Raw genomic sequence first — 24,371 nt, forward strand, 5'->3', positions numbered from 1 at the left:
TGGGTGCGCGACCGGGTCCGCAGGCGACTGGAGTTCGGTCAGCCCCTGGTGGGACCCGTCACGCTCAGCGGGGCCACCGAGGCACAGCGGGTGGCGGTGGCTCGGCTGCTGGGGAGACCGGCTGGCTCCGGGGCCACCGTGACCGTGCGTCTGGAAGCGGTCGACGCGGTGCTGTGTCGCTCGGGAGTGTGCCCGGACGGCCTCGGCGCCGCAGTCGTGGCGCTCACCGGACCGGTCGACGATCGCGCGGCGGCGGCGGCGCGACTGGCTGCGGCTTGGCGAGAGGCGTTCGCTCCGGTCGAGCGGGCGGCCGCCGGTCGCGACGACCTGGCGGCCTGGGTGGCCGGGCTGCAGGCGAGCGGAGCAGTGCGCCGGATCGTCCGGGAACCCGAACGAGCGCGTGAGCTGCTCGGACGGCTCGGCGTCGTCCTCGAGGCCCTACCGGTGGACCCGGCGGAACCGATCGGCCGCTTCGCCGAACGCCTGCTCGGCTCGGCACACGCACTCGATCCGGGTGGTCCGGTGCATGGGCTCGCTCTCAGTGCCGCACGAGTGCTCGGCGGAGAAGGTGATGGCAGCGGCGCGGAATGGCGCCGTCGAGTCTGGGCCTCGGTCGGTCTGGTCCTCGACGAGGTGTCGACCACCGTCCTCGTCCTCAACCTCCCGGTGGCGGCCGACACCGCGACCGGACGGATGCTGGCGGGTCTACGGGAGACAGGAGAGCCGGCGGTCGTCACCCTGCGCCAGCTCCGTAGTCCCCTCCGCGTCAGTGGCCCTGCTCCGACCATCTCGGTGTGCGAGAACCCGGTCGTGGTGGCCGAGGCAGCGGACCGGTTGGGCGCCGACAGCGGTCCGCTGGTGTGCGTCGGAGGACAGCCGGGGGTCGCCGCGCTCACCCTTCTCCGACAGTTGGCCGACGTGGGAGCCGCATTTCGCTATCACGGCGACTTCGACTGGCCCGGCGTACGAATCGCCAACCATCTCGCCGCCCGCCTTCCCATTGCCCCCTGGCGGTTCGATGAAGGCGCTTACCGCGAGGTCAGCATGCACGGCTCACTACTCACCGGTGAGCCTGCGACGCCCACGTGGGACCTCGGACTGGGAACAGCCATGGCGGAGATCGGGCGAGCGGTAGAGGAAGAGCGAGTCGTCGGCGACCTGCTCCAGGACCTCCGGGCTGGATGAGCTTACGGCAGGCCGTGTCCGACGCGCCGAGAGTGTCGTTGCCCCCGTGAGAGCCGCATGAGCGTGAAGCAGGCCGAGATCGTGTCGCGACGAGGAGATCGCCTGCCTGACACCAATCGTCTCGGCGTGGCGTCCTGAACAGAGCTATGTCCCTCCGCGAGGGTAGCGCACGACGTGAGCAACCCAGTTGCGCCCGACGGCGACGTCGAGATCGCCATCACGCACGACCTCATCGTGGCTGCGCTACGTCAGTCAAGCGTCAGGCTGCCAGAGGACGCCGTGTACGCCTGCACGTCGTGAGGTCGGATGGCGCTGAGACTCCACGTCGACGCGGCCTCTCCACCCTCACCGGCAAGGCCGGCTCCGGCGATGGGCGGCTCGGTACTGATACCAAGTCGATCGTCAGGAACGAGTTGGGCCGCGGGCCTGAGTGACCCTACGACAGTCTGCTCGACGTATCGCATCGCGATTCACAGCCGAGTGGGTCCGCACGCCCGGCACCGTACCGAGGCATGCGACGCAACCAACCGAGATCGCCCGAGCCGATGCGGCCAGGCCCTACTCGTCGTCAGTGCGACCGCGGAGCAGGTATCTGCTCACCCGGATCGACGCGGCCGTCGAGCATCGCTCGCAGCGGAAGGATGTCACCGCGATGAGCCTGTTGCGAAGCCCGCACGTTCTCCTCCGGATCCATCGACGCCCACCGAAGCCGCCATCCTGCGTCTACCGCCAGCTGGGTGAGAAACGCACGATGCGCGCGACCATTGCCCTCCCGGAAAGGGTGCAACGCGTTCACATCGGCGAACAGGTTCGCCAGCTCATCGAGAAACCTCGGCCGCTCCAGGCCCCTCAGGAAATCCTTGCCCGCCAGACGACCGAAGACGTCCGAGGCGAAGGACGCGATGAACTGCGGTAGGCAGAACACGTCGCCCTTACCGATCACCACCGAGCGCAGCTCGCCGGCCCAGTCGTAGACGTCGCCGAAGACGAACCGATGGAACGCCTGCAGGTGCGCCAGGTCGTACCCGCCAGGAAGCGGGTCGTCCTGCAGCTCCACGAGGCGCAGCGCCGTCAGCTCCGCCTCGACCTGCTCCAACTCGACCGGGTCGACGATCCCTAGACGATTCCGCAGCAGCCCGTACTCGGCGTCGAAGTACGGATCCGCTGCGCTCACCGGCGATAGCGGGACAGCACGTGCTCACGCGCCTCCGCCGTCGACAATCGCCCCTCGGCCACCGCCTCCAGCCGGACCAGCCCCTCCGGACTCGGCTCCAGCCCCTCCGCCCGAACCGACGCCAACGCCTCGCCGACCGCCTCACGGCGCCCCGCCGCCGCGACGAGCTCCTGGTAACGCTCCACCGACAGCACCACCGCCTCAGCACGGCGGTGCGCACCCACGAAAACCGGCTCGGCACCAGGCTCCTGCACGCGACGAAGGGCAGCGGCCAGACCAGCACGGAACTCCCGGAACGACAGGACCTCAGGAAGCTGCACACCACCAGTGTACGCAGACGCGTACGCGGTCGCGGTCGCGATCGCGGTCGCGGTCGCGGTCGCGAACTCACTCGTTTCCTCAGTCTCTCCGGACAACGCGCTCACCGTGGCATGAGTCCGTCATGCCACAGTCTCCGCAGACAGGATCGATCACCCGAAGCCGCTGACCAGCGGCAAAGCCGGAACCTCAGCAGTCGAAACAGTGTTTCCGCGAATGCGTCGGGTCGAAGACACCCAGAACACAGAGCGCACAGCTGCAAGGCTCTGAGCTGCAGTTATGGTGGAGCCGCCTTGGGGAGTCGAACCCCAGACCTACGCATTACGAGTGCGTCGCTCTAACCGACTGAGCTAAGGCGGCAGGTGGTGCGGGGCCCAGTGTAGCGACCATCCCTCGCCGTTCCGGCGCCCGGTCGGTTCGGCGCGACGCTCAGCCGCGGTGCAGCGAGACCAGCATGTCCTCGACGGCGATCTCGGGCTTGACGTTGGCGTTCAGCGCCTCGCGGCAGGCCAGGACGGCCTCGAGCCTGCGCAGCGCGGATTCGGGACTCCACTCGCCGGCCGCGCGCCGCACGTCGTCCTCCCGATCCGGGTTGGCCAGCGCGACGCGGGCGCCGCTGCCGGCGACCAGGACGTCTCGGAAGAAGCCGGCGAGGTCGATGATCGTGCGGTCGAGGGCGTCGCGCTGGTTGCGGGTACTGCGTGACTTCTGGCGCTTCTCCAGCTCACGCTCCGCGGCCTTGGCGCTGCGGGCCGCGGCCGCGACCCCCTTGCCCACGCCGCCGGCGCCCATCGCGACGGCGAGCTCCTCGCGCTCCGCGGTGTCGCGGACATCGGCGGCCTCCGCGGCCTCGGCCTTGGCCGTGCGGACCAACGTGTCGGCGAAGGCGAAGGCGTCGCCGAGACCGCGCAGACGCAGCGGCAGGTCGAGCGCCTCGGCGCGACGCTGCCGAGCCTCCGGGTCACGGGCGAGCCAGCGCGCCCGGCCCACATGCCCGCCCGCCACGGTGGCGGCCCATCGCGCGGTTTCCGGGTCCATCCCGTCCCGTTCGACGAGCACCTCCGCGACCACCTCGGGCGAGGGTGTCCGCAGCGGGACCGGACGGCAGCGCGAGCGGATGGTGACCGGTACGTCCTCGGGATGGTCGGACGGCGCGCACAGCAGGAAGACGGTATGCGGTGCCGGCTCCTCGACGGCCTTGAGCAGCGCGTTCGCGGCGCGCTCGCCGAGCCGGTCGGCGTCCTGGATGACCAGGATCTGCCAGCGCCCGGTGCTCGGGCTGCGCGCCGCGAGCTGGACGAGCGTGCGCATCTCGCCGACGCCGATCGAGAGCCCCTCGGGCACGACCTCGCGCACGTCGGCGTGCGTGCGGGCCAGCACCGTGCGGCACACGCCGCACTCCCCGCAACCCTGGCGTGGGCATTGCAGCGCCGCGGCGAATGCCCGGGCCGCCACCGAGCGGCCCGAACCGGGCGGACCGGTGAACAGCCAGGCGTGGGTCATCGCAGTGGGATCCCGCGTCGCGGCGCTCAGTTCGGCCACGGCCGCCGGTTGTCCGACGACGTCGCGCCACACGCTCACTGGTGCACCATCCTCGTGTCGGTAGCCGCAAGGCTCACGAGTGCGTCCGGGCGTCCGGGCCGATCGGGGGTTCCGCCACGCGCGGACCACCCAGGATCGGCAGCAGGCCCGCGAACACCCGCTCGGCGACCTGCTCGGGCGTGCCGTCGGCGTCGACCACTACGTAGCGGTGCGGTTCGGCCGCCGCCATCCGGGTCAGCAGCCGCTGGACCCGAACGTGCTCCTCGCCCGCGAGACCGCGGCTCTCCAGCAGGTCGGGGGTCGGCGCGCGGTCGAGCAGCACCGAGATATCGGGCCGCAACCGCCCGGTGGCCCAGGCGGCGAGATTCTCCAGTTCGCCCTGGTCGAGCACCGCGTCCATCCGGTCCGCGGCCACGCCGAACTGGGCGAGCGGGCTGGCCAGGAACCGATCGACCACGACGACGGCACCCCCGGCCAGGGCGGGGCGGATCACTCGTTCGACGATGTCGGCGCGCACGGCCGCGGCCGCCAGCGCCTTGGCCCGGGCACCGGACAGGTTGGCCTCCCGAGTGGCGGCGGCCCAGCGGGCCTGGTCGCGCTCGCCGTGATCGGGTTCGACGACGAGGTGGCCCTGGGCGCGCAGGGCCGCGGCCAGCCGACCGGCCTGTTCGGTCGTCTCCGCGGCCGTCGCGCCCTCCACGGCGATGAGCACCCCGGAGCCGGTCCTGCGGTCCCCTCGGCGCAGCGCCGCGAGCAGGTCCGGCAGCAACGGCTCGGTACGCCGGTCGTCCATCTGGCGATAGGCCAGCGTGCCGACCGCCGCGGCGACCAGGCCGCCGGCGAGCATCACGGTGCGGGTGCCGTCGATGACGAACGGGTAGCCGAACACCTCGACCCGGCGCGCGCTGACCAGCCCGACGAGCAGCGGAACCATCGACATCGAGCCCAGGAGCACGATGCGCACCAGCGACTGTACGAATGCGACGACCCGCCCGCGGACCTCGTCCGCGACCTGGGCGCCGATGATCGTCAGGCCGGTGAGGAACGCAATCCCGGCGAACCCGCCGACCAACCCCACCGCGATGATCGCCAGAAACAGGTGCGGCGCCAGCGCGACCAGCGACAGCGACAGCCCGGCCGCGACGATGGCCGTCCCGAACAGCCTGTTGTGCGGAAGCCTGCGGGCCAGCCGGGGCGCCGCACCCATCCCGACCGCGAGCCCGACGAAGATCGAGACGAACAGCACGCTGTAGGCCGCATCCCCGCCGCCGAGACTCGCCGAGTACAGCTTGGCCGACGCAATGACCGCGCCGCCTGCCGCGAACGCCCCGATGATGCCGATGACGAGGCCGCGGATCAGCGGTGTGCTGCCGACGAACCGGAAACCCTCACGCAGCAAGTGGATCAGGCTCGGCGCTTCCTCCTGGCGCCGGGCCCCGCGGCCGGAGATCTCCTTGATCCGGAACCAGACCGTGATCGCGATGAGCAGGTACGCCGAACCGTTGATGATCAACGCCACGTAGACGGTGATCAGCGGCGACGTGCTGCTGATCAGCGACCCGGCGCTCGATATCACGGTGAACAGCCCGGAGGCGGTGATCACGGCGACGCCGTAGGTCATCACCAACGCGAGCTGGTTGGCCGTCTCGATCTGGTCGGGACGCCGCAACAGGTTCGGCACCGCGGCATCCTTCGCCGGGATCCAGAACAGCGCGCAGATCTCGATGAGGAAGGTGGCCACGAACAGCCACCAGAGCGACCCGACGAGCGGGATCGAGATGAACAGGCCGAAGCGCAGCAGATCGCAGACGACCATGACGCGACGGCGGTCGAACCGGTCGGCGAGCGCACCGGCGAACGGGCCGAGCAGCAGGGCCGGGAGCAGCTTCGTCGCGACGACGCCGCCGAGCGCAAAGCTCTGCGCCTGGTAGCCGGTGGTCAGCTGGGTGGCCAGCGAGGTCAATGCGAGCAGCGACAGCCAGTCGCCCGTCGAAGACACCGCCGTGACCAGCCACAACCGGCGAAACGCGGGAATCGCCAGCACGCTGCGCACGCGGTGCGATGTCGGCGGGGAAAGCGACGGCCCGCCGGGCGGAGCGGTCTCGGGACGGATCGCTCCTCACCTCCTCGGCGGTGCCGCCCGGCTGCTGGGATACAGGCCGCCACCAGCGGCGGGCGACGACCGTCCGCCGCCAGGGTAGTCGCCACCGGGCTCCAGCCGGTGGCACGGGCGGTTCGCGGGGCTCAGCACGTTCTCAGACGTCGAGCAGGGCGACGATCATCTGAACGAAGATCATCACAAAGATCATCGCGAAGAACAGGTTGAACAACCGCGATCCCAGCCGTCCGCGGGTATGCCGGGACAGGCCGAGCAGGCTCGGCTCGGCCTCGATGCGGGGGCGGTAGGTATCGGGTGGAACAGCGCGGTACGGGCCTGCTGGGACGCCGCGCTGGGGGAACGCCGGAACCGGGCCGGGCGGACATCCCGGAACCGGGCCGTTCAGGCCTGTCGGAACCGAGCCGGACGACTCCATGATCGGCGTTTGGGCAGCGTCCGTCGCGAATGGCGCGGCCGGCGGCTCCGAAACGCCGATCTTGGGGGCGGGCCAGGGCGGCCGGCCGGTCTTGGGGAGGGGCTCGGGCGGCCGGCCGCCGGGCGGCTCCGCGTCGTCGGTCCCATCGGGGCCGAACAACACGTCGGACCGATCGTCACCATCCCCCATGGGGCGGATGGTAGAGCCTGGTCAGCCCGTAGGCGGCACCGTCGAGCGGCGTGTCAGAACGATCACCCGCACCCGACGCCTCGGCACCCTCACCCCGGCGGGGCACCCCCATCGGGCGGCGGGGCACCCCCATCGGGCGGCGGGGCACCCCCATCGGGCGGCGGACCACCGGGCGGCGCGGGCTCGCCACCCGGCGCCGGCTCACCACCCGGCGCCGGCTCGCCGCTCGGCGCGGGCGGCGGGGCGGGCACCGTGCCGCTGCTGATCTGCAGCACGATCGTCTCACCCGGCAGTGCGGTGCCGCGGGGGCTCTGGCCGACGACGGTCCCCCGCGCGGCCAGGTTGTCGACCGTGCGGGTCGAAACCGGCCAGCCGGCCCGGTCGAGGACTGCACGGGCGTCGTTCAGGCCACGGCCGACGACATCGGGAACACGGGACTCCGCGCCGCCCTGCAGGTACCGATCCTCCGTCGGCGGCAACGGCAGCACGGGCTCGCCCTCGAGGATCGGCTTGACCGCGTTGAACCACGTCTGCGCCGGCGTCTTGCCGCCGAAGATGTTGCCGCTGCGGCAGGCGAACGGTGCGCCGCCGCCGTCGCACAGCGGCTTGGGCGAGCGCGAGTTGTCGAATGTGATCACTGCGGCAGCCAGCTGCGGGACGGCCCCGACGAAGGCGGCCGACTTGTGCTGCTGGGTGGTCCCCGTCTTGCCGAGCATCGGCCGGTTCCAGCCTGCCGCACGAGCCGCGGCGGCGGCGGTACCGCTGATGTCGTCCTTGCTCAGCGCGTTGACCAGGGTGTTGGCCAGACCCGGGTCGACGGCCTGGTCACAGGGCGCCTCGATGATCGGAACCGGCTTCCCCGCCGCGTCGGTGATCGACTCGATCGGGCTCGGCGGGCACCACTTGCCGCCGCTGTAGAGGGTCGCGGCGACGTTAGCGAGCTCCAGCACGCTCGTCGGACTCGTGCCGAGGGTGAACGACGCCTGCTTCTGCGCCTTGGTCACCTCGGCGATCGAGCGGTCGGTCCGCTTGCCGGTGGCGGGATCGACGAACGGCATCGTGGACAGCGACTTCAATCCCAGCCGGACCGCCATATCGACCACGTCGGGGACCCCGGTGAACTCCTCGAGCTTGATGAACGCGGTGTTCGGCGACGTCGCGAGCGCGTCGGTGAGGTTCATCCGCTCCGGGTAGCTACCGGCGTTCTGCACCGGGATCGGACGTCCGCCGCCGTCGAGGTAGATCGGCGAGGTGTAGCCGCTGGGCGGGACGGCCAGCGAGTAGTTGATGCCGATCCCCTTCTCCAGCGCGGTCGCCGCGGTGAAGATCTTGTAGACCGAGCCGGCCCCGAGGTTGACCGGCTCGTAGGGCAGCCCGTAGCTCGTCTCGTACTCGTCGGCGTTCAACCCGAACGTGCGGCTGGAACCCATCGCGAGCACCCGGTGCTTGTCCTGTCCCGGCTGCACCATCGACATCACGTTCGCGACGTTCGGCTGGGTCGGCGACACCCTCTCGTCCAGCGCGGCCTTCATCTTCTCCAGCGCGTCGCGGTCGAGGGTGCTCTTGATCGTGAAGCCGCCCCGGGTGAGCTGGTCGATCGGGAAACCGGCCTCGGTCAGGTACTCCACGACGTACTTGCAGAAAAAGCCGGCGTCGCCCGCGCCGATACAGCCGTTGGGTTGGGTGTTCAGCGGAGTGATCACACCGAGCTGGCTGGCCGCGGCCTCCTGCGCCTGGGCATCATTGATCATGCCCTGCTCACGCATCTGGGCGATGACGAGGTTGCGCCGGTCGAGCGCGGCCTGCGGGTGCGCGACCGGGTCGAACCCGGTGGTGCTGCGGACCATCCCGGCGAGCAGCGCGGCCTGCGGCACGGTCAGCTTGTCGGGGGTGGCGCCGAAGTAGGTGCGCGCCGCCGCGGCGATCCCGTAGGCGCCGTTGCCCCAGTACACGATGTTCAGGTACCGGGTGAGGATCTCCTCCTTGCTCAGCGATCGCTCCATCTGCAGCGCGATACGCGCTTCCTTGAGCTTGCGAGCCGGTGTCTGCTCGGTGGCCTTGAGCCGCTCCGCCTCGGTCTGGGCGTCGACGTAGAGCATGTAGTTCTTGACGTACTGCTGGGAGAGCGTCGAGGCGCCCTGCACGACGTCCCCGGACGCCGAGTTGGCGACCACCGCGCGGATCGTGCCCTGCCAGTCGACGCCCTGGTGCTGGTAGAAGCGCCGGTCCTCGATCGCGACGATCGCCGCCTTCATCGCCGGGGAGATGTCGTCGGCCGCGACCGAGGTGCGGTTCTGGTCGAACAGGTAGGCGACCGGCTGACCCGCGGAGTCGGTGATCGTCGTGCGCTGCGGCAGAGCGCCGTCCACGAGATCGCCGGAGGTGCTGTTGACGCTGTCCCCGGCCTCGTTGGAGACCATGCCCATCCAGGCGGCAAAGGGGAACACCATCCCGGCGGTGACGACGCCGGCCAGCATGCAGAACCCCAGAAGCAGTCCGATCGGCCGGACCAGATGCCGCGGAATGTTCACATCGGGTCAGGGTACGCGGAGTCCGGTTCGGCCCCCGTCAGGTCACAAAGGAGTGAGGTTGAGTAGTTCCACACGCTTATCGGTGGAACCGGTCGGCCAGAGGATCCGTCACAGGCAAGGTCGTCGACTCCGGCGGCCTGGGGACGGACCGTGGGGGTCGGGATGACGGGCAGGTGGAACTGGCGGGCAGCGGCGCGGTGCCGGACCCGAGACGCCGAGGGACTCTTCGTGACGGGAGCGCGGCAGCGGGACGCACGTCGGTTCTGCTTCGTCTGCCCGGTGCGCACGGAATGCCTGGCGCACGCCCTCGACCAGCGGATCGAGTTCGGGGTGTGGGGCGGGATGACCGAGCGGGAGCGCCGCGCGCTGCTGCGCGCCCGGCCGGCCGTGCGGTCCTGGGCCCGGCTGCTCGGCGAGGCCCGTTCGGCGCACTATGCGGGCGCGACGAGCGGATAGTGGTCAACGCGCCGCACCCAGCGCGGCGGACCGCTCGTGCTCCGGGTACCCGTCCGCCGCCAGCCGCGCGCCGATCTCGCGCAGCCCGTCGAGGTTGGCGATATCCCCCGCGACGGCGGGCACCCGCGCCACCGCGACCTCGGGATGGGCGCCGGCGAACCGGCTGAACAGCCGGTCCTCACGCTCGGCGAGTTCGACCCGGTCGGCGTGCAGCCGCAGCACCGCGGCGGCCAGCGTCGGACCGTTCGCGTTGTCCGCGGCATCACGCGCCTTGGCCGCCGACAGCCTGGCCAGCACCGGATGCGTCCGGTTGAGGATGAGTCCGGCCAGCGGCATGTCCTCTGTGGAGAGCCGGTCGACGAAGTACGCGGCCTCGCGCAGCGCGTCCGGTTCGGGTGTGGCGACGACGAGGAACGCGGTTCCCGGCGAGCGCAGCAGCGAATAGGTCGCGGTGGCGCGCTCCCGGAACCCGCCGAACATCGTGTCGAAGGCCTGCACGAACGCCGACGCGTCGGCCAGCATGGCGCCGCCGATGACCGTCGAGACGGCCTTGGCGAACAACTGGAACCCGGCCCCGACGATCCTGCGCAGACCCCGGCCGCCCGCGCGCGCCGGGGCGGAGAGCAACCTGATCATCCGGCCGTCGAGGAAGTCCGACATCCGCTGCGGGGCGTCGAGGAAGTCCAGTGCCGACCGCGACGGTGGAGTGTCGACGACGATGAGGTCCCAGTGCCCGGTTGCGGCGAGCTGACCGAGCTTCTCCATCGCCATGTACTCCTGCGTCCCGGAGAACGACGAGGAAATGGCCTGGTAGAACGGCGTGGCGATGATCTTCTCGGCACGATCGGGGTCGGCATGCGCATAGACCATCTCATCGAAGGTCCGGCGCATGTCGAGCATCATGGCGTGCAGCTCGCCGTCGGCATCGAGTCCGGCGACCCGGCGGGGCTCGTTGGAGAGCTCGCCGAGACCGAGGGCCTGGGCGAGCCGCCGCGCCGGATCGATCGTCAGCACGACCACCTTGCGGCCACGTTCGGCCGCCCGCATGGCGAGCGCGGCCGACGTCGTCGTCTTGCCGACCCCGCCGGACCCGCAGCACACCAGGATCCGGGTCTCGGCGTCGTCGAGCATCGCGTCGATCTTCAGCGGTGGCGGCTGCTTCGGCGGGCTCACGCCGACGCCCCGCTGGTCTGCCGCACGTGGACGCCCTGAGCCACCAGCGCCTCGGCGAGCTCGTAGAGCGAGCCGAGATCGACGCCGCCGAGCAGGTGCGGAAGCTCGAGCCGGGGCATCGGCTCGGCGAGCTCGCTGTCGAGCCTGGCCAGCGCGGCCGCCTCGGCGGCGACCCGCACCGCGTGCTCGACGGTCTCGGCCACCAGCCCGTCGACGACCTCCGCGGGCAGGTCCAGCCCGGCGGCGGCCAGCCCGTTGCGGACCCGGGCGGTGTCGATGCGACCGTCCGCGGCGGGAGCCACCGAGCGGTCGGGCAACCACTGCTCCCGCACCTTGTTGATGATCAATGCCCCGGCCCGCAGATCGGCGGCGTCGAGCTCGCGAACGGTATTGAGGGTTTCGGTCACCGGAAGGTCCTCCAGCAGCGTGACCAGATGCACCGCGGTCTGCGGCGAGTGCAGCAACTGGACCACGCCGTCGGCCTGGCTGTGGATCGGCCCTGCCTTCGCGAGGTCGGCCATGGCTCTCGTGACGTCCAGGAACGTGACGACCCGTCCGGTCGGCGGGGCGTCCAGCACCACCGCGTCGTAGACGTACCGGCCGTCGCGACCGGTGCGGGTCACGCACTCCTTGACCTTGCCGGTGAGCAGCACGTCCCGCAGGCCGGGGGCCAGCGTCGTCGCGAACTCGATCGCGCCCATCCGGCGCAACGTCCGACCGGCCATCCCGAGCCGGTAGAACATCTCGAAGTACTCGAGCAGCGCGGCCTCCGCATCGATCGCGAGTGCGCGGACCTCGCCGCCGCCGGGGGCGACCGCGATCCGCCGCTCCTCGTAGGGCAGCGGCGCGGTGTCGAAGACCCTGGTGATGCCCTGGCGGCCCTCGACCTCGATCAGCAGCGTTCGCTTCCCGCCGGTGGCCAGCGCGAGCGCGAGCGCGGCCGCGGCCGTCGTCTTGCCCGTGCCGCCCTTGCCCGACACGACATGCAGGCGGACGCCGGAGAACGCGGCGGGCCAACCGGGGGAGGTCACGGGCTCCAGCCTACGGTCGCCGTCGCCGGGCGGGCCCGGCCTACCGAGTCAGGCGGTTGCGGCCGAGGGCCGAATCGGCCGCGTGGCGGCGCACACTACAGTCACGCATCATGAGCTCACCCGGCGTCACCCGGTGGGAGTATCTCACCGCACCTTTGCTGATCCACAACACCAAGGCGATCCTCGACAACTTCGGTCGGGACGGTTGGGAGCTGGTCACCGTCACGACCGGGGCGAACCCCGAGCAGCTGGTGGCTTTCTTCAAGCGTCCGATCCAGGGCGGCTGAGCCGTGGCGACCCCCAGCGAACGGCTGCGGGAACTGGGTATCTCCCTGCCGTCGGTGACGGCCCCGGCGGGCGCCTACATCCCGGCCCGGCGCACCGGCTCGCTGGTCTTCACCGCCGGGCAGGTGCCGTTCGTCGACGGCGCGCTGCCGGCAACGGGGAAGGTCGGGGCCGAGGTCAGCGCCGAGGACGCCCGTGGCCACGCTCGGATCTGCGCGCTCAACGCGCTCGCGGCGATCGACGCACTGGTCGGTATCGACGCGGTGACGGGGGTGGTCAAGGTCGTCGGATTCGTGGCGTCCGCGCCCGGATTCGGCGGCCAGCCCGGCGTGGTCAACGGGGCATCGGATCTGCTCGTCGAGGTCTTCGGGGAAGCGGGACGGCATGCGCGCTCGGCCGTCGGTGTCGCGGAGCTTCCGCTGGACGCCCCGGTCGAGGTCGAGCTGATCGTCGAGGTCGCGTGATGGAGGCGGAGGCCGACCGCGCCTGCCACGAGCTGCTCCTGCGGCTGGCCGGTCGGCTTCCCGACGACCTGCTGTGGCGGCTGCGCGACTGGCTCTCGGTCGAGGGCCGCTCCGCGGTCGGTGCGACCCTGCCGAGGGCGCTGCTGCGCAACCGGATCGGGCTCACCGCCGACGAGCGCGACCTGCTGGTGCAGGCCGTCGGCGGCTGGGGCGCGCCGCGCCGGCTGCTCGACGCCGTGTTGCCGGTCCACGCGCCGGAGGCGCGCAGCGCCGGGTTCCGAGCGGGCGCCGTCGTGCCCGACGTCGCCGCGCTCTGCGTGCTCGCGGTCGTACGTGGCGAGACCGGGGTGCGCGAGCTGCGCCAGAGCCTCCGGATCGGTCCCCGTGGCGAACAGCGCGTCGTGCTCGTCCTCGGCGCCGACCGGCCGTGGGTGCTGACCGGCACGCTGCAACGGCTGCTGCGCGCGCACGGCGATCGCACGCCGGGCGTCGAGGTCCTGCCCACCGGGTTCGAACCCGCCCCCTACCACCAGGCCGCGATGACCGGCTCCACACTGCTGTGGTCCGCCACCGGCGGCGAGCACGCCACCGCGGCGCCGGTCGGTGCGTTGACGTCCGCGTGACCTGGTGAGCCGAGCGAAGGAGGTGCCGTGGCACGGACCGGGACTCCGGCCCTGACGATGCACGAGCTGCTGCTCGCCCTGGCCGGCAGGGTCGACGACGACCTGCTCGCCCAGAGCAGGGAGCTGGTGGCGATCGGCGAGGACACGCAAGCCCTGGAGCTGCTCGCCGCCACCCTCGTCGCCGACCGCACCGCCCTTCCGTCGCAGGTCCGCGAGACCGTCGTGGCGCTCGGGCAGAGCCTGCGGATCGGGCTCGATGCCGAGCGGGAGCTGGTCCCGGCGCGCCGGGAGGGCGGCACGACGCACCGCTTCGACGCCGACGCCGGGGGCCCCGCTGCGGCGGCGCGCATCGGCACGGTGCTGGCCGGCGCCGCCCATCGACCGCCTGGCTGTCGGACCTGGCTCACCTGGCGGATCACCCCCGCGGGATCCGCGCCCGGCCCGCTGCCGTACCCAGTGATACTGGTCGAGATCGCCGCCGAGGCCGCGTTCGAGGAGCATCTCGCGGACGTCATGGCCTACCGGTTCGCGGCCACCCTCGACCGGGCGGGCACGGCTGCGTCCGTCGAGGTGTTCGTGGCCGGGACGGCGCTGCCGAGCTACCATGCGGCGGCGCTGAAGTCCGCACGCCCGGTCCCGGATGCGTCCCCACCCGCCCCGCGCCGGCCGGCTGCGCACGTGCGTCCACGGTCGACGCCACCGCCGCCCACCCCTGGCCGGGCGCCCTCGGTCGACGGAGTCCCGCCCCGTCCGGTCCCCCCGCAGCATCCGGCTCCCCGGCTCGCCGCCGACCCTTCCGCGGTGGACGTACCCACCGTCGGGCTGCGGCTCGGCCCGGCCGGGCCGCCCGCAGGCGGTGGGTACGTCCAGGGCCCGCCGGCTGCCCTACCTCCGGCTCCGAACGCGCATCCGGCCGCCGAACGTTCCGACGCAGACGTCGCGCCCGTCCAGGAACCACCCGTCGAAGCCGAGGCCGACGACGAGGGTGACGGTATGGCTGCAGCATCCCCCGGCGGGCGGCCCGACCCGCTCAACGGTCCGCTGCGTCAGCCGCTGCTGGACCCGTTGCTCGACCCGACCTCGGCGATACCCGAGCCGCAGGCCTCACCCAGGCCACCGGCCCCGCTCAAGCCGCCGGCCGCGCCCAGGCCCTCGGCGGCGACCGAGCCGCCGCAGCAGCCCTGGGCGGACGAATGGGCCTCGGGTGAGTGGGCCATGCCCGCGCCGTCGGTGCCCGCGGAGGACTCCGGGACCGCGGCCCCCACGGACGAGGTCGCCACCGACGCCGCCGAGGAGCAGGGCGCCATCGACCAGCCGGACACCGGCCGCGCGGCCGGCCCGAGCGCCCGGCTCACCGACGCGGCGCCCGGCGCGGAACAGCAGGATCCCGCCGAACCCGATCTCTTCGAACCCGATCTCTTCGAACCGGAGTCGACCCAACCCGATCGGGACCCGTCCGATCTCGGCCAACCCGATCCCGGGCGGTCCGGCCCGCCCCGGCCGGAGTCGACCCGGCCCGATCATCCCCAGCCGATGACCGGACCGGCCGCGCCGCGGCCGGTCCGGCGGCGCGCGCCGCATCAGGCGACCGGCGAACCGCCCGCACCGGAGGGCGGTCGGCGACGGGCCCGGCATCGCTCGGACCCGGACCCCGAGGAGCAGCGCGGCGCCGGCGCGCCACCGCCCGCCGCGGGCGGTGGCGACCCAACGGAGTCCGCGGCGGATCCGACGCTGACGCTGAGCGACACCGAGCGCGACCTGCTCAGCCAGCTGCGCGCCGAGCTGGCCGCGCGCGAACGGGCTCCGCGCCACGCGGACCCGGTCAACGAGCACAGCAACGGGTTCACCCCGCCGCACCCGATCGGCCCACCCGAGCTCAACAACTGAGCCGGCGCGTCCGCCACCTGCGCGGCGGCTCTCGCGCGATCAGCTGATCAACAGCCTGCGGGGGGGCCGCTGCCGGGGCTGCCTTCGAACGAGACGTGGACGTGGTCCATGTGGTTCGCCGTAGCTCCGCCCCGATCCTCCATGGGCTTCCAGCCGCTGCCGGTGTTGATGCGCTGCCGCCAGATGACGTACTTGATACCGAGGGCGTCCATGTTCCTCAGGGCGCATTCGGCCAGCCCGTCACCGGTGGCGCGGTCCACCATGAAATCGACGGCGAGCCCGGCCGGGTGGTCAGAGGGGCCGCCGCGGCCGGCGACGCCTCCCACCTGCGGCTGGCCGAACCGGCACCCGAGGAACTCCGCAGCGTCCCGGACCCAGGGCTTCACCGCGCCGAGCCCGGCGGTGGACGGGTTGCAGGAGACGGCCGCAGCGGTGGCCGGCTGTGGCGAACGCTGCCGGGTGCTGTGCGCGACCCGCTCCTGGGCCTGGGCGGTCGCGCGCTCCGCCTCGAGCAGGCCGACCCGGTCCTGTGCCCGCTGGAGCGCCGCCACCACCATGAAGCCGTTGACGTTCGCCGCGTGTTCGACGCCGTCCACTGGTGCAGCAGAGTTCAGCACGGTGGAGTTCGGCACGACGGTGTCGGCAGCGACGTGGAGAGCCGCCGCGGTGTCGGGGGCGGTGACAGTCGGTGCGGGGACGTCCGCACCGCCGCCTGCGGCGCCCAGCAAGGACAGGACCCCGCCGGTGACGGCGAGCATGATGCCACCTCGTCGGATCGGACGGTGCCTGTGTTGGGGGAGGATTGCTGCCGCACCCCGCGCCTTCGCCGCCCGCCGGACCTGCGGCCGCGGGAGGTCGAGGGTGGGGCGACGGCCTCGGGGGGAGCGATGCCGAGCCACGACTACCTTCCGGATCCACGGCTCGGCAGGACACCAGGAGGAGCAGCGGGGAGCGCTTGTGTCCGTTTCGTAACCGAGTCGTGTTCGATCCGCGACAAAAGGTAGGCAATCGACCGCCGTGATCGCCGCTCCTCAGAGCGGCAGCTGAGACGACGGAGCGGTCCGGAGCGACGAGCGGTCCCCTACTGCGCCATTCGCCACACCATCCATTGGCCCTTTCCGACCAAGAAGTGCCGACCAGCCTGCGGTGCGGCGTGGACCGCCGAGCGCGCCACGCGTCGTCCACCCGCTCCGGCGAAAGGACCTCCCCACACCGTGTCCGTCGTCACCGCGCGCTACCCGGCCGATCGGTTACGGTCTGCCGCGTGAGCATCGGAGCCGGAGAGCCGCGGGAGCCTTCCGTGCCACGTCCTGCGGCAACCGTTCTGCTCGTGCGCAACTCGCCCGGGCCCGCGGACGGACCTTCGCCGCTGCAGGTCTTCCTCCAGCGGCGGGTCACCGGGATGGCGTTCGCCGGGGGGATGACGGTGTTCCCCGGCGGTGGCGTCGACCCCGACGACCGGCCCGATCCGGCGCGGTGGTCCGGCCCTGAGCCGCGCTGGTGGGCCGAGCGGCTGGGCTGCTCGGCCGAACTGGCCGGCGCGCTGGTACTCGCCGCCGTGCGGGAGACCTTCGAGGAGTGCGGGGTGCTGCTCGCCGGACCCGCCGACGGAGACCCGGTCGATGCCGACGTGCTCGTGCAGGGGCGCGCGGACGTCGTCGCCCGCAGGCGGACGTTCAGCGGGTTGCTCGGCGCCGCCGATCTCGTCGTGCGCGCCGACCTGCTGCGCGGCTGGGCCCGCTGGATCACCCCGGAGTCCAGCCCGCGACGTTACGACACGTTCTTCTTCACCGCGACCGTCCCCGACGACCAGCAGGCCGACGGCGCGACGACCGAGGCGGTCGAGGCCTCCTGGTGGCGCCCGCAGGACGCGCTCGCGCAGTGGCGGCAAGGCGCGATCCAGCTGATGCCGCCCACCCTGCGCACGCTGCGGCAGCTCGCCGAGCATTCCGATACGTCCGGGGTGCTCGCCAGCGCGGAACAGCAGCCGATCGAACCGGTCATTCCGAAGGTGGTGCGGCGCGGCGACGAGATCGTCGTCGTGGTCCCCGGTGACCCGGACTATCCCCTCGCCGTCGATCACCTGAACCCGGCGGTCCGACCATGACGGGGCAACATCCCGCCTACGGCGTGCTGCGGGAGGTCACTCCGATCGCGTCGGTGCTGCTCGCCGAGAACCCGTCGCCGATGACCTTGGAAGGCACCAACACCTGGGTGCTGCGCGCACCGGACACCGAGGAGTGCGTGATCGTCGACCCCGGTGAGGACGACGAGGTGCATCTCGGTCGGCTCGCCGCGCTGGGCCCCGTGGCTCAGGTCCTGCTCACGCATCACCACCGGGATCACGCCGGCGGTGCCCGCCGGTTCGCCGAGCTGGTGGGGGCGCCGGTGCGGGCGCTCGACCCGTCACTCGTACTGGGCTCGGAGGCGTTGGCCGACGGGGATGTCGTTGCGGCGGCGGGGCTGGAGATCCGTGTGCTCGCCACTCCAGGCCATACTGCCGACTCGATCTGCTTCGTTCTCGACGGCCCCGGTAACGCAGCCGCGAGCGTGCTGACCGGTGACACGATCCTCGGCCGTGGAACGACGGTGATCGCGCATCCCGACGGGGCGCTGGGCCCGTACCTGAGCTCGTTGGCGATCCTTGCCGACCTTCCCGAGGGCACCGCGGTGCTGCCCGGGCACGGTCCCGAACTCGCCGATGCTCCGGCCGTCGCCGCAGCCTACCAGGCGCACCGTGAGGAGCGGCTCGATCAGGTCCGAGCCGCGCTGGCACGGCTCGGACCCGACGCGACGGCTCGCGAGATCGTCGAGATCGTCTACGCCGACGTGGACCCGGTGCTGTGGGGCGCCGCGGAGTGGTCGGTCCGAGCCCAGCTGGACCACCTGCGTACCTGACGCCAGAGCGGGACCTCAGCGGGCCCGGCGGGCCAACCGCTCCGGCTCGAGGATCAGCACGCTCTTGCCCTCCAGCCGGAGCCAGCCACGGTGCGCGAAGTCGGCCAGCGCCTTGTTCACCGTCTCCCGCGAGGCTCCGACCAGCTGCGCGATCTCCTCCTGCGTGAGGTCGTGGGTGACCCGCAGCAGGCCAGACTCCTGCGACCCGAACTGGCGCGCCAGCTGCAGCAGCGACTTCGCCACCCGGCCGGGGACGTCGGTGAAGATCAGGTCCGCGAGCATGTTGTTCGTCCGGCGCAGCCTGCGAGCGAGCACCCGCAGCAACTGCTCGGCGATCTCGGGCCGCTTACCGATCCACTCCCGCAGCGCGACGCGGTCCATCGTGAAGGCGCGCACCTCGGTGACCGTCGTGGCGGTCGATGTGCGCGGACCCGGGTCGAAGATCGAAAGCTCGCCGAACATGTCCGACGGGCCCGCCACCATCAGCAGGTTCTCCCGCCCGTCCGCCGACTTACGGCCGATCTTCACCTTGCCGCTGCCGATGATGTAGAGCCGGTCACCGGGTTCGCCCTCGGCGAAGATGACGTGCCCGCGCGGGAATTCAACTGGCTCCAGCGACTGGGCCAGTACCTCCGCAGCCTGCGGTTCCACGCCCTGGAAAATTCCTGCGCGGATCAGAACGTCGTCCACATTCCCGCTCCTCGTCCATCCAGCCGCTACTCACGACGGATCATCGGCGCGCTAGTCTAGGCGTTACTGCCCTTCCAACGACGACGAGGTCCCGTCTCAAGTGCGAGCCGGAGCATGCCAGTCGCGCGCACTCGGCGCGACCGCCCCCCTCGAAAGACCCGATCAGCTACGAGGAGATCTTGGTTCGCCGCGCCGAACGGCGATGACCCGGTGTCCGGTTGCGCAACCGGAACAGCTCCAGCGCCCGGACCGTGCCCTGCCGGAACAGCGCACGCACCTCGTCGGGACGTGGTCGTTGGAGCAGCTCATCGAGCTCGTCCTGACGGAGAGTGGCTTCTCGCAGCCGGGACTCGACGCGCTCCATCCCAAGCGCGAAGAACATCACCAGCAGCGGCACAAGGACGGACAACCAGGCAGTCATGTCGGCATCGATGATTCCGCACCGCCCCTGGGACCGCTCACCGGGGGCCCCGATCCGCGGAACCCGATACCCATTCGTGACCTGACCTGCGCATCGCCGGTTGTCAGCGGGCGCCCGTAGGCTCGAAACCGTGAACAACCCCGTCCGGACCCTCCCCGATCGGCCCCTCCCCGACCGGCGCAGGGCGGCCCGGCTCGCCGCCCGGATCGCCGCCGGGGAGAGCAGCCTGGGCCGGGCCCGGCGCGTGGGCCGCATGCTGCGCGCGCTGGCCGCCGCCTTCCCCGACGCACGCTGCGAGCTCGACTTCACCACCCCACTCGAGCTCGCGGTCGCCACGATCCTGTCGGCACAATGCACGGACAAGCGGGTCAACGAGGTCACCCCCGCGCTGTTCGCCCGTTATCCGGCCGCCGTCGACTACGCCGGGGCCGATCGCACCGAGCTCGAGGAGCTCATCCGGCCCACCGGCTTCTTCCGCAACAAGGCGACGGCGTTGATCGGGCTCGGGCAGGCGGTCGTCGAGCGCCACGACAGCGTGCTGCCCGGCACCCTCGACGAGTTGGTGAAGCTCCCCGGGATCGGGCGCAAGACCGCCAACGTCATCCTGGGCAATGCCTTCGGAGTCCCCGGGCTCACCGTCGACACGCATTTCGGCCGGCTCGTCCGGCGCTGGGGCTGGACCGCGGAGGAGGACCCGGTCAAGGTCGAGCACGCCGTCGGGGCCCTCGTTCCGAAGCGGGACTGGACCATGGTCTCGCATCACGTGATCTACCACGGCCGCCGGATCTGCCATGCCCGCAAGCCGGCGTGCGGGGTCTGCACCCTCGCCGTCGACTGCCCGGCGTTCGGCACCGGGCCCACCGACCCGGCGCAGGCCGCCGTACTGGTCAAGGGTCCGGAAACGGTGCATCTGCTGGCACTGGCCGGCTTCGGCGTACCGGAGGGCGACGGTGCGGTGATCGTGGCGGGGGACAGCGAGCCATGATCCTGCGCAGGTGGAGGCGATGAGCGCGAAGCTGACACGGCCATCGCGTTCCGAGATCGTCATCACCGTGGTCGTGGTGCTGCTCACCGCGGCCGGGGTGTTCGCTCTGTGGCCCCGCGGCGGTTCCGAACCGGGCGCCCCGGCGGCCGCACCCAGCGCGGCAGGGGCTGCGGACCTCGACTCGCTGCGCGCCACCGCGGCCCTGGAGCCATGCCCGATCGGGACCGGTCCTGGAAGCGGACCCCTGGCCGGGATATCGGTGCCGTGTCTGGGCGCCGACGGTTCGGTCGACCTCGCGGCCGCGCTTGCGGGCCGGCCGGCGCTGCTCAACGTCTGGGCGTCGTGGTGCGCGCCGTGCCGCGCCGAGCTGCCGGTGCTCGCGGAGTACGCGGCGCGCCCCGGGGCCGTTCCCGTGATCGGCATCGACGTCCGGGACGACCCGCAGTCCGCGCTGTCGCTGCTTGCCGACCTTGGCGTGCGGCTCCCCTCGGTGACCGATCCCGACGACGCATTGCGCCGAGCCCTGTCCCTGCCGCCCGCGCTGCCGGTGAGTTACGTCGTACGTGCGGACGGCAGCGTCGCGCTCGTCGACCCGCCGATACCGTTCGCCGACGCCGACGACGTCGCCGACGCGGTGGCCCGGCTCGGGGGAGCCGCATGATCCCGGAACGGCTGCTCCGGCTGCATCCGGAGCGAGCGCCGCAGTGGCTGGTGCCGCTGCTGGAGGGCGTGCGCGATGTCGATGCCGCGACGCTGAGCCGCCACCGGATTCCGCCGCCGGCGGGAGGCAGACGGGCCGCGGTCCTCATGCTGTTCGCCGAAGGCAACGGCACGCCGGACGTGTTGCTCATGGAACGAGCCGCCGATCTGCGCAACCACCCGGGCCAGGTGGCTTTTCCCGGCGGCAGCATCGATCAGACCGATCCTGGCCCCGTCGCCGCGGCACTGCGGGAGGCCGAGGAGGAGACGGGACTCGACCCGACCGGGGTGGTGCCGCTGACCCGGCTGCCCGAGCTGTTCATCCCACCATCGGGGTTCGTGGTCACCCCGGTGCTGGCACATTGGGAACGGCCGACGCAGGTCCGCGCGGTCGACCCGGCGGAGACCGCACGGGTGGTGAGGGTTCCGATCGAGGAGCTGGCCGACCCGGCCAACAGGCTCACGGTGCACCATCCCTCGGGTTTCGTCGGCCCGGCGTTCAACGTCGCGGGCCTCCTCGTCTGGGGTTTCACCGGGGGCATATTGTCCGCGCTGTTGCAGCTGGGGGGTTGGGAACGGCCGTGGGATCCGTCTCGGGCCCACAACCTGGGAGAAGCGTGGTCCGCCGCCAGGGCCGCCGGGCAGGAGGTCGCAGGCCGATGACCACGGTCTCCGCATGAGCGTCAGCTGGGTGGACGTCCTCATCATCGTGCTCGCACTGATCGCCGGGGTGTCCGGATGGCGGCACGGGATGGCCGTCGCGCTGCTGTCTTTCGTCGGTGTGCTGGGCGGCGCCATCCTCGGGGTCCGGCTGGCGCCGCTGCTCGCACAGAACATCGAGACCGAGAGCACCCGGGTGATCGTCAGCATCGTCGTGGTGGTGCTGCTCGTCGCGCTGGGCGAGACGACCGGGGTGTTCCTCGGTCGCCGGATTCGGGACCGGATCACCGGCGAACGCAGCCTCAAGGTCGATTCGGCGTTCGGGTCGGTGCTGCAGGCGCTCACCGTTGTGGTCGCAGCGTGGCTGGTGGCGCTGCCGCTGGCCTCGGCGAGCTTCCCCGAGTTGGCGTCGAGTGTGCGCAGCTCGGAGGTGCTCAAGTCCGTCGATTCGGTGATGCCGACGGGGGCCCGCCAGCTGCCCGCCGAGCTGCGTCAACTGCTCGACAACTCCGGATTTCCGGATGTACTGAGCCCGTTCGCACAGACCCCGATCACCGCCGTCGGCCCGCCCGACCCTGGAGTGGCGCGCAGCCCGGTCGTGCGCGAGGTCGCAGGCTCCGTGGTGAAGGTCCGCGGGCGGGCACCGTCGTGCTCGCGTCAGCTCGAAGGAACGGGGTTCGTCATCGGCCCGCAGCGGGTGATGACCAACGCCCACGTCGTCGCCGGTACATCGGAGACCAGCGTCGAGGTCATGGGCCGCGGCGGGCGCACCCGTGACCTGCGGGCCACGGTCGTCTCGTACGACCCCGAGATCGACGTCGCCATCCTCGCGGTGCCCAGCCTGCAGGCCACACCGCTGGAGTTCGCGCCGGACCCGGCGAATGTCGGCGACGACGTGATCGTGCTCGGCTATCCGCTGGACGGACCGTTCACCGCCACCGCGGGCAAGGTCCGCGACCGGATCCAGCTGCGCGGCCCGGACATCTATGACAGCGGCACCGTCACCCGCGACGTCTACACGGTGCGTGCGGTTGTGCGCTCCGGGAACTCCGGGGGGCCCATGATCAACCCGGATGGGCAGGTCATCGGTGTGGTCTTCGGGGCGGCGCTGGACGACTCGGAGACCGGTTTCGTGCTCACCGCGGATCAGGTGGCCGACGCGCGGCTCAGCTCGCCTGCGCTCAGCCGCAAGGCCGACACCGGGGCATGTGCGGCCTGACTCGCCGTGCCCAAGGCCCCGGACCTGTCAAGGCCGGGCCGGGGCCATCGGACCCGATCAGACGTTCCGGGTGATCGTCTGGTTGCGGCCGGGGCCCACCCCGATCGCGCTCACCGGAGCGCCGGTCAGCTCCTCGACGCGGTGCACATAGGCGCGGGCGTTGGCGGGCAACTCCTCGAACGTCCGGCAGACCGAAAGGTCCTCGAACCAGCCCGGAAGCTCCTCGTACACCGGAACGGCGTGGTGCACGTCGGTCTGCGTCATCGGCATCTCATCGGTCCGCTTGCCGTCGACGTCGTAGGCCACACAGATCGGAACCTTCTCCAGTCCGGACAACACGTCCAGCTTGGTCAGGAAGAAGTCGGTGATCCCGTTGACCCGCACCGCGTAGCGGCCGATCACGGCGTCGAACCAGCCGGTCCGGCGGGCCCGCCCGGTCGTCACGCCGACCTCCCCCCCGGCCTTGCGCAGATGCTCGCCCATGGCGTCGAGCAGCTCGGTCGGGAACGGCCCCGAACCCACTCGCGTGGTGTACGCCTTCAGGATCCCGATCACCCGGTCGATCTTGTTCGGGCCGATGCCCGATCCGACCGCCGCGCCGCCGGCAGTCGGGTTGGAACTGGTCACGAAGGGGTAGGTGCCGTGGTCCACGTCCAGCAACGTGCCCTGTGAACCCTCCAGCAGGACCGTCTCGCCCGCCTCGAGGGCCTTGTTGAGCAGCAGCCGGGTGTCGGCGATCCGGCCGGCGAAGCGCCTGCCATGGGCGAGCACGGTGTCCACGACCTCGTCGACGTCCAGGGCCCGCCGGTTGTAGACCTTGACCAGAACCTGGTTCTTATAGGCGAGCGCGGCCTCGACCTTCTGGTGCAGGATCTTCTCGTCGAGCACGTCGGCGGCCCGCACCCCCACACGGGCGACCTTGTCCTGGTAGGCGGGCCCGATGCCGCGACCGGTCGTCCCGATCTTCGCCTTCCCCAGGAAGCGCTCGGTCACCTTGTCGATGGCAATGTGGTAAGGCATGATCAAGTGTGCGTCCGCGCTGATCAGCAGGCTGCTGGTGTCGACGCCGCGGGCCTCGAGCCCGGCCAGCTCCTCCAGCAGGACGCCCGGATCGACGACGACGCCGTTGGCGATGACGTTCTTCGTGCCCGGGGTGAGGATCCCGGATGGGATGAGGTGGAGGGCGAAGTCCTGCCCGTTGGGCAGTACGACGGTGTGGCCGGCGTTGTTACCGCCTTGGTAACGCACCACCCACTGCGCCTGACCGCCCAGCAGGTCGGTCGCCTTACCCTTCCCCTCGTCGCCCCACTGGGCACCGATGAGCACGATCGCCGGCATGCGAAACTCCAGTCCTTGACGGCGCGACGCGGCGTGAGCACACGCCCCGACACGCGCGAAGCAGACGGG

General features: G+C 71.7%; 24 protein-coding genes and 1 tRNA gene. 12 read left to right on the forward strand and 13 right to left on the reverse strand.

Annotation, left to right across the window (positions count from 1 at the left end; translation table 11 throughout):
• The first annotated feature begins 48 nt into the window (after positions 1-48).
• Positions 49-1,185 (forward strand): TIGR02679 family protein, encoded by a 1,137-nt coding sequence (locus G567_RS0115995; RefSeq protein ID WP_281169671.1) that lies wholly within the window; start codon positions 49-51, stop codon positions 1,183-1,185.
• A gap of 568 nt (positions 1,186-1,753) precedes the next feature.
• Here G567_RS0115995 and G567_RS0116005 read toward each other — a convergent pair.
• The 7 genes from G567_RS0116005 to G567_RS0116035 all read right to left on the reverse strand — a co-directional run bounded on the left by G567_RS0116005 (position 1,754) and on the right by G567_RS0116035 (position 9,473).
• Positions 1,754-2,359: a Fic/DOC family protein gene (locus tag G567_RS0116005; protein ID WP_028930779.1), complete on the reverse strand. Its 606-nt coding sequence runs from the start codon at positions 2,357-2,359 to the stop codon at positions 1,754-1,756.
• Entirely contained in the window at positions 2,356-2,679 is a 324-nt protein-coding gene (locus G567_RS35575) for an antitoxin VbhA family protein (RefSeq protein ID WP_211223947.1), read from the reverse strand. Before G567_RS35575 ends, G567_RS0116005 begins: the two co-directional genes overlap by 4 nt.
• Before the next feature lie 281 nt (positions 2,680-2,960).
• Positions 2,961-3,037 (reverse strand) — tRNA-Thr (locus G567_RS0116015).
• 69 nt (positions 3,038-3,106) lie between these two features.
• Positions 3,107-4,258 (reverse strand): DNA polymerase III subunit delta', encoded by a 1,152-nt coding sequence (locus G567_RS0116020; RefSeq protein ID WP_028930780.1) that lies wholly within the window; start codon positions 4,256-4,258, stop codon positions 3,107-3,109.
• A gap of 34 nt (positions 4,259-4,292) precedes the next feature.
• The gene (locus G567_RS0116025; protein WP_147201076.1) at positions 4,293-6,272 is read right to left on the reverse strand and encodes a bifunctional MFS transporter/dTMP kinase; all 1,980 of its coding nucleotides are present in this window, start codon (positions 6,270-6,272) and stop codon (positions 4,293-4,295) included.
• Between the two features lie 202 nt (positions 6,273-6,474).
• Entirely contained in the window at positions 6,475-6,942 is a 468-nt protein-coding gene (locus G567_RS0116030) for a hypothetical protein (protein WP_147201075.1), read from the reverse strand.
• Positions 6,943-7,031: 89 nt separating this feature from the next.
• On the reverse strand, positions 7,032-9,473 hold the full coding sequence (locus tag G567_RS0116035; protein WP_307724140.1) for a transglycosylase domain-containing protein: 2,442 nt from the start codon (positions 9,471-9,473) through the stop codon (positions 7,032-7,034).
• 162 nt (positions 9,474-9,635) lie between these two features.
• On the opposite strand from G567_RS0116035, the gene G567_RS0116040 reads away from it, so the two are divergent.
• The gene (locus G567_RS0116040) at positions 9,636-9,929 is read left to right on the forward strand and encodes a WhiB family transcriptional regulator (protein ID WP_028930784.1); all 294 of its coding nucleotides are present in this window, start codon (positions 9,636-9,638) and stop codon (positions 9,927-9,929) included.
• Positions 9,930-9,932: 3 nt separating this feature from the next.
• Here the strand turns inward: G567_RS0116040 and bagB are convergent, their stop codons facing one another.
• A complete protein-coding gene (bagB, locus tag G567_RS29290) occupies positions 9,933-11,102 on the reverse strand; it encodes an ArsA family ATPase (protein WP_483826398.1) in 1,170 nt (389 codons plus the stop codon).
• Positions 11,099-12,133, reverse strand: a complete 1,035-nt coding sequence (gene bagA / locus G567_RS0116050; RefSeq protein WP_028930785.1) for an ATPase BagA — start codon at positions 12,131-12,133, stop codon at positions 11,099-11,101. The genes bagB and bagA overlap by 4 nt, the downstream gene beginning before the upstream one ends.
• A 110-nt stretch (positions 12,134-12,243) precedes the next feature.
• Between bagA and sp36 the strand changes: the two genes are divergently transcribed.
• The 4 genes from sp36 to G567_RS32235 are packed head-to-tail and all read left to right on the forward strand — an operon-like array spanning position 12,244 to position 15,392.
• Positions 12,244-12,420, forward strand: coding sequence for a Sp36 family protein (gene sp36 / locus G567_RS34345; RefSeq protein WP_147201074.1), 177 nt, complete (start codon positions 12,244-12,246; stop codon positions 12,418-12,420).
• A gap of 3 nt (positions 12,421-12,423) precedes the next feature.
• Complete coding sequence (locus G567_RS0116060) at positions 12,424-12,882, forward strand: RidA family protein (RefSeq protein WP_028930786.1); 459 nt, start codon at positions 12,424-12,426, stop codon at positions 12,880-12,882.
• On the forward strand, positions 12,882-13,505 hold the full coding sequence (locus G567_RS29295) for a hypothetical protein (RefSeq protein ID WP_051233173.1): 624 nt from the start codon (positions 12,882-12,884) through the stop codon (positions 13,503-13,505). The genes G567_RS0116060 and G567_RS29295 overlap by 1 nt, the downstream gene beginning before the upstream one ends.
• A gap of 27 nt (positions 13,506-13,532) precedes the next feature.
• On the forward strand, positions 13,533-15,392 hold the full coding sequence (locus G567_RS32235) for a hypothetical protein (RefSeq protein ID WP_028930787.1): 1,860 nt from the start codon (positions 13,533-13,535) through the stop codon (positions 15,390-15,392).
• 47 nt (positions 15,393-15,439) lie between these two features.
• On the opposite strand, the gene G567_RS36265 is transcribed toward G567_RS32235, so the two are convergent.
• Positions 15,440-16,150, reverse strand: a complete 711-nt coding sequence (locus G567_RS36265; protein ID WP_051233175.1) for a VldE C-terminal domain-containing protein — start codon at positions 16,148-16,150, stop codon at positions 15,440-15,442.
• A 542-nt stretch (positions 16,151-16,692) separates the two neighbouring features.
• Here G567_RS36265 and G567_RS29310 point away from each other — a divergent pair.
• Both G567_RS29310 and G567_RS0116085 read left to right on the forward strand, forming a co-directional pair.
• Positions 16,693-17,499 carry an NUDIX hydrolase gene (locus G567_RS29310; protein WP_147201072.1) on the forward strand — a complete coding sequence of 269 codons (807 nt, stop codon included), beginning with the start codon at positions 16,693-16,695 and terminating at the stop codon, positions 17,497-17,499.
• The gene (locus G567_RS0116085; protein ID WP_028930788.1) at positions 17,496-18,290 is read left to right on the forward strand and encodes an MBL fold metallo-hydrolase; all 795 of its coding nucleotides are present in this window, start codon (positions 17,496-17,498) and stop codon (positions 18,288-18,290) included. The genes G567_RS29310 and G567_RS0116085 overlap by 4 nt, the downstream gene beginning before the upstream one ends.
• A 15-nt stretch (positions 18,291-18,305) precedes the next feature.
• Here G567_RS0116085 and G567_RS0116090 read toward each other — a convergent pair whose 3' ends face one another.
• The gene (locus tag G567_RS0116090) at positions 18,306-18,980 is read right to left on the reverse strand and encodes a Crp/Fnr family transcriptional regulator (protein WP_028930789.1); all 675 of its coding nucleotides are present in this window, start codon (positions 18,978-18,980) and stop codon (positions 18,306-18,308) included.
• A 166-nt stretch (positions 18,981-19,146) separates the two neighbouring features.
• Positions 19,147-19,401, reverse strand: coding sequence for a hypothetical protein (locus G567_RS0116095; protein ID WP_028930790.1), 255 nt, complete (start codon positions 19,399-19,401; stop codon positions 19,147-19,149).
• 253 nt (positions 19,402-19,654) lie between these two features.
• On the opposite strand from G567_RS0116095, the gene nth reads away from it, so the two are divergent.
• Genes nth through G567_RS0116115 form a run of 4 tightly spaced genes read left to right on the forward strand, consistent with a single transcriptional unit; the run spans position 19,655 to position 22,964 of the window.
• Positions 19,655-20,386: an endonuclease III gene (nth, locus tag G567_RS29315; protein ID WP_084796189.1), complete on the forward strand. Its 732-nt coding sequence runs from the start codon at positions 19,655-19,657 to the stop codon at positions 20,384-20,386.
• A gap of 19 nt (positions 20,387-20,405) precedes the next feature.
• A complete protein-coding gene (locus G567_RS0116105; RefSeq protein WP_028930791.1) occupies positions 20,406-21,047 on the forward strand; it encodes a TlpA family protein disulfide reductase in 642 nt (213 codons plus the stop codon).
• Positions 21,044-21,748 carry an NUDIX hydrolase gene (locus tag G567_RS0116110; protein ID WP_028930792.1) on the forward strand — a complete coding sequence of 235 codons (705 nt, stop codon included), beginning with the start codon at positions 21,044-21,046 and terminating at the stop codon, positions 21,746-21,748. Before G567_RS0116105 ends, G567_RS0116110 begins: the two co-directional genes overlap by 4 nt.
• Before the next feature lie 13 nt (positions 21,749-21,761).
• Entirely contained in the window at positions 21,762-22,964 is a 1,203-nt protein-coding gene (locus tag G567_RS0116115) for a MarP family serine protease (RefSeq protein WP_028930793.1), read from the forward strand.
• A 57-nt stretch (positions 22,965-23,021) separates the two neighbouring features.
• Here G567_RS0116115 and G567_RS0116120 read toward each other — a convergent pair whose 3' ends face one another.
• Positions 23,022-24,302, reverse strand: coding sequence for an adenylosuccinate synthase (locus tag G567_RS0116120; RefSeq protein ID WP_028930794.1), 1,281 nt, complete (start codon positions 24,300-24,302; stop codon positions 23,022-23,024).
• Positions 24,303-24,371 lie beyond the last annotated feature (69 nt).

Source organism: Pseudonocardia asaccharolytica DSM 44247 = NBRC 16224 (genome assembly GCF_000423625.1).
Classification (GTDB): Bacteria; Actinomycetota; Actinomycetes; order Mycobacteriales; family Pseudonocardiaceae; genus Pseudonocardia; species Pseudonocardia asaccharolytica.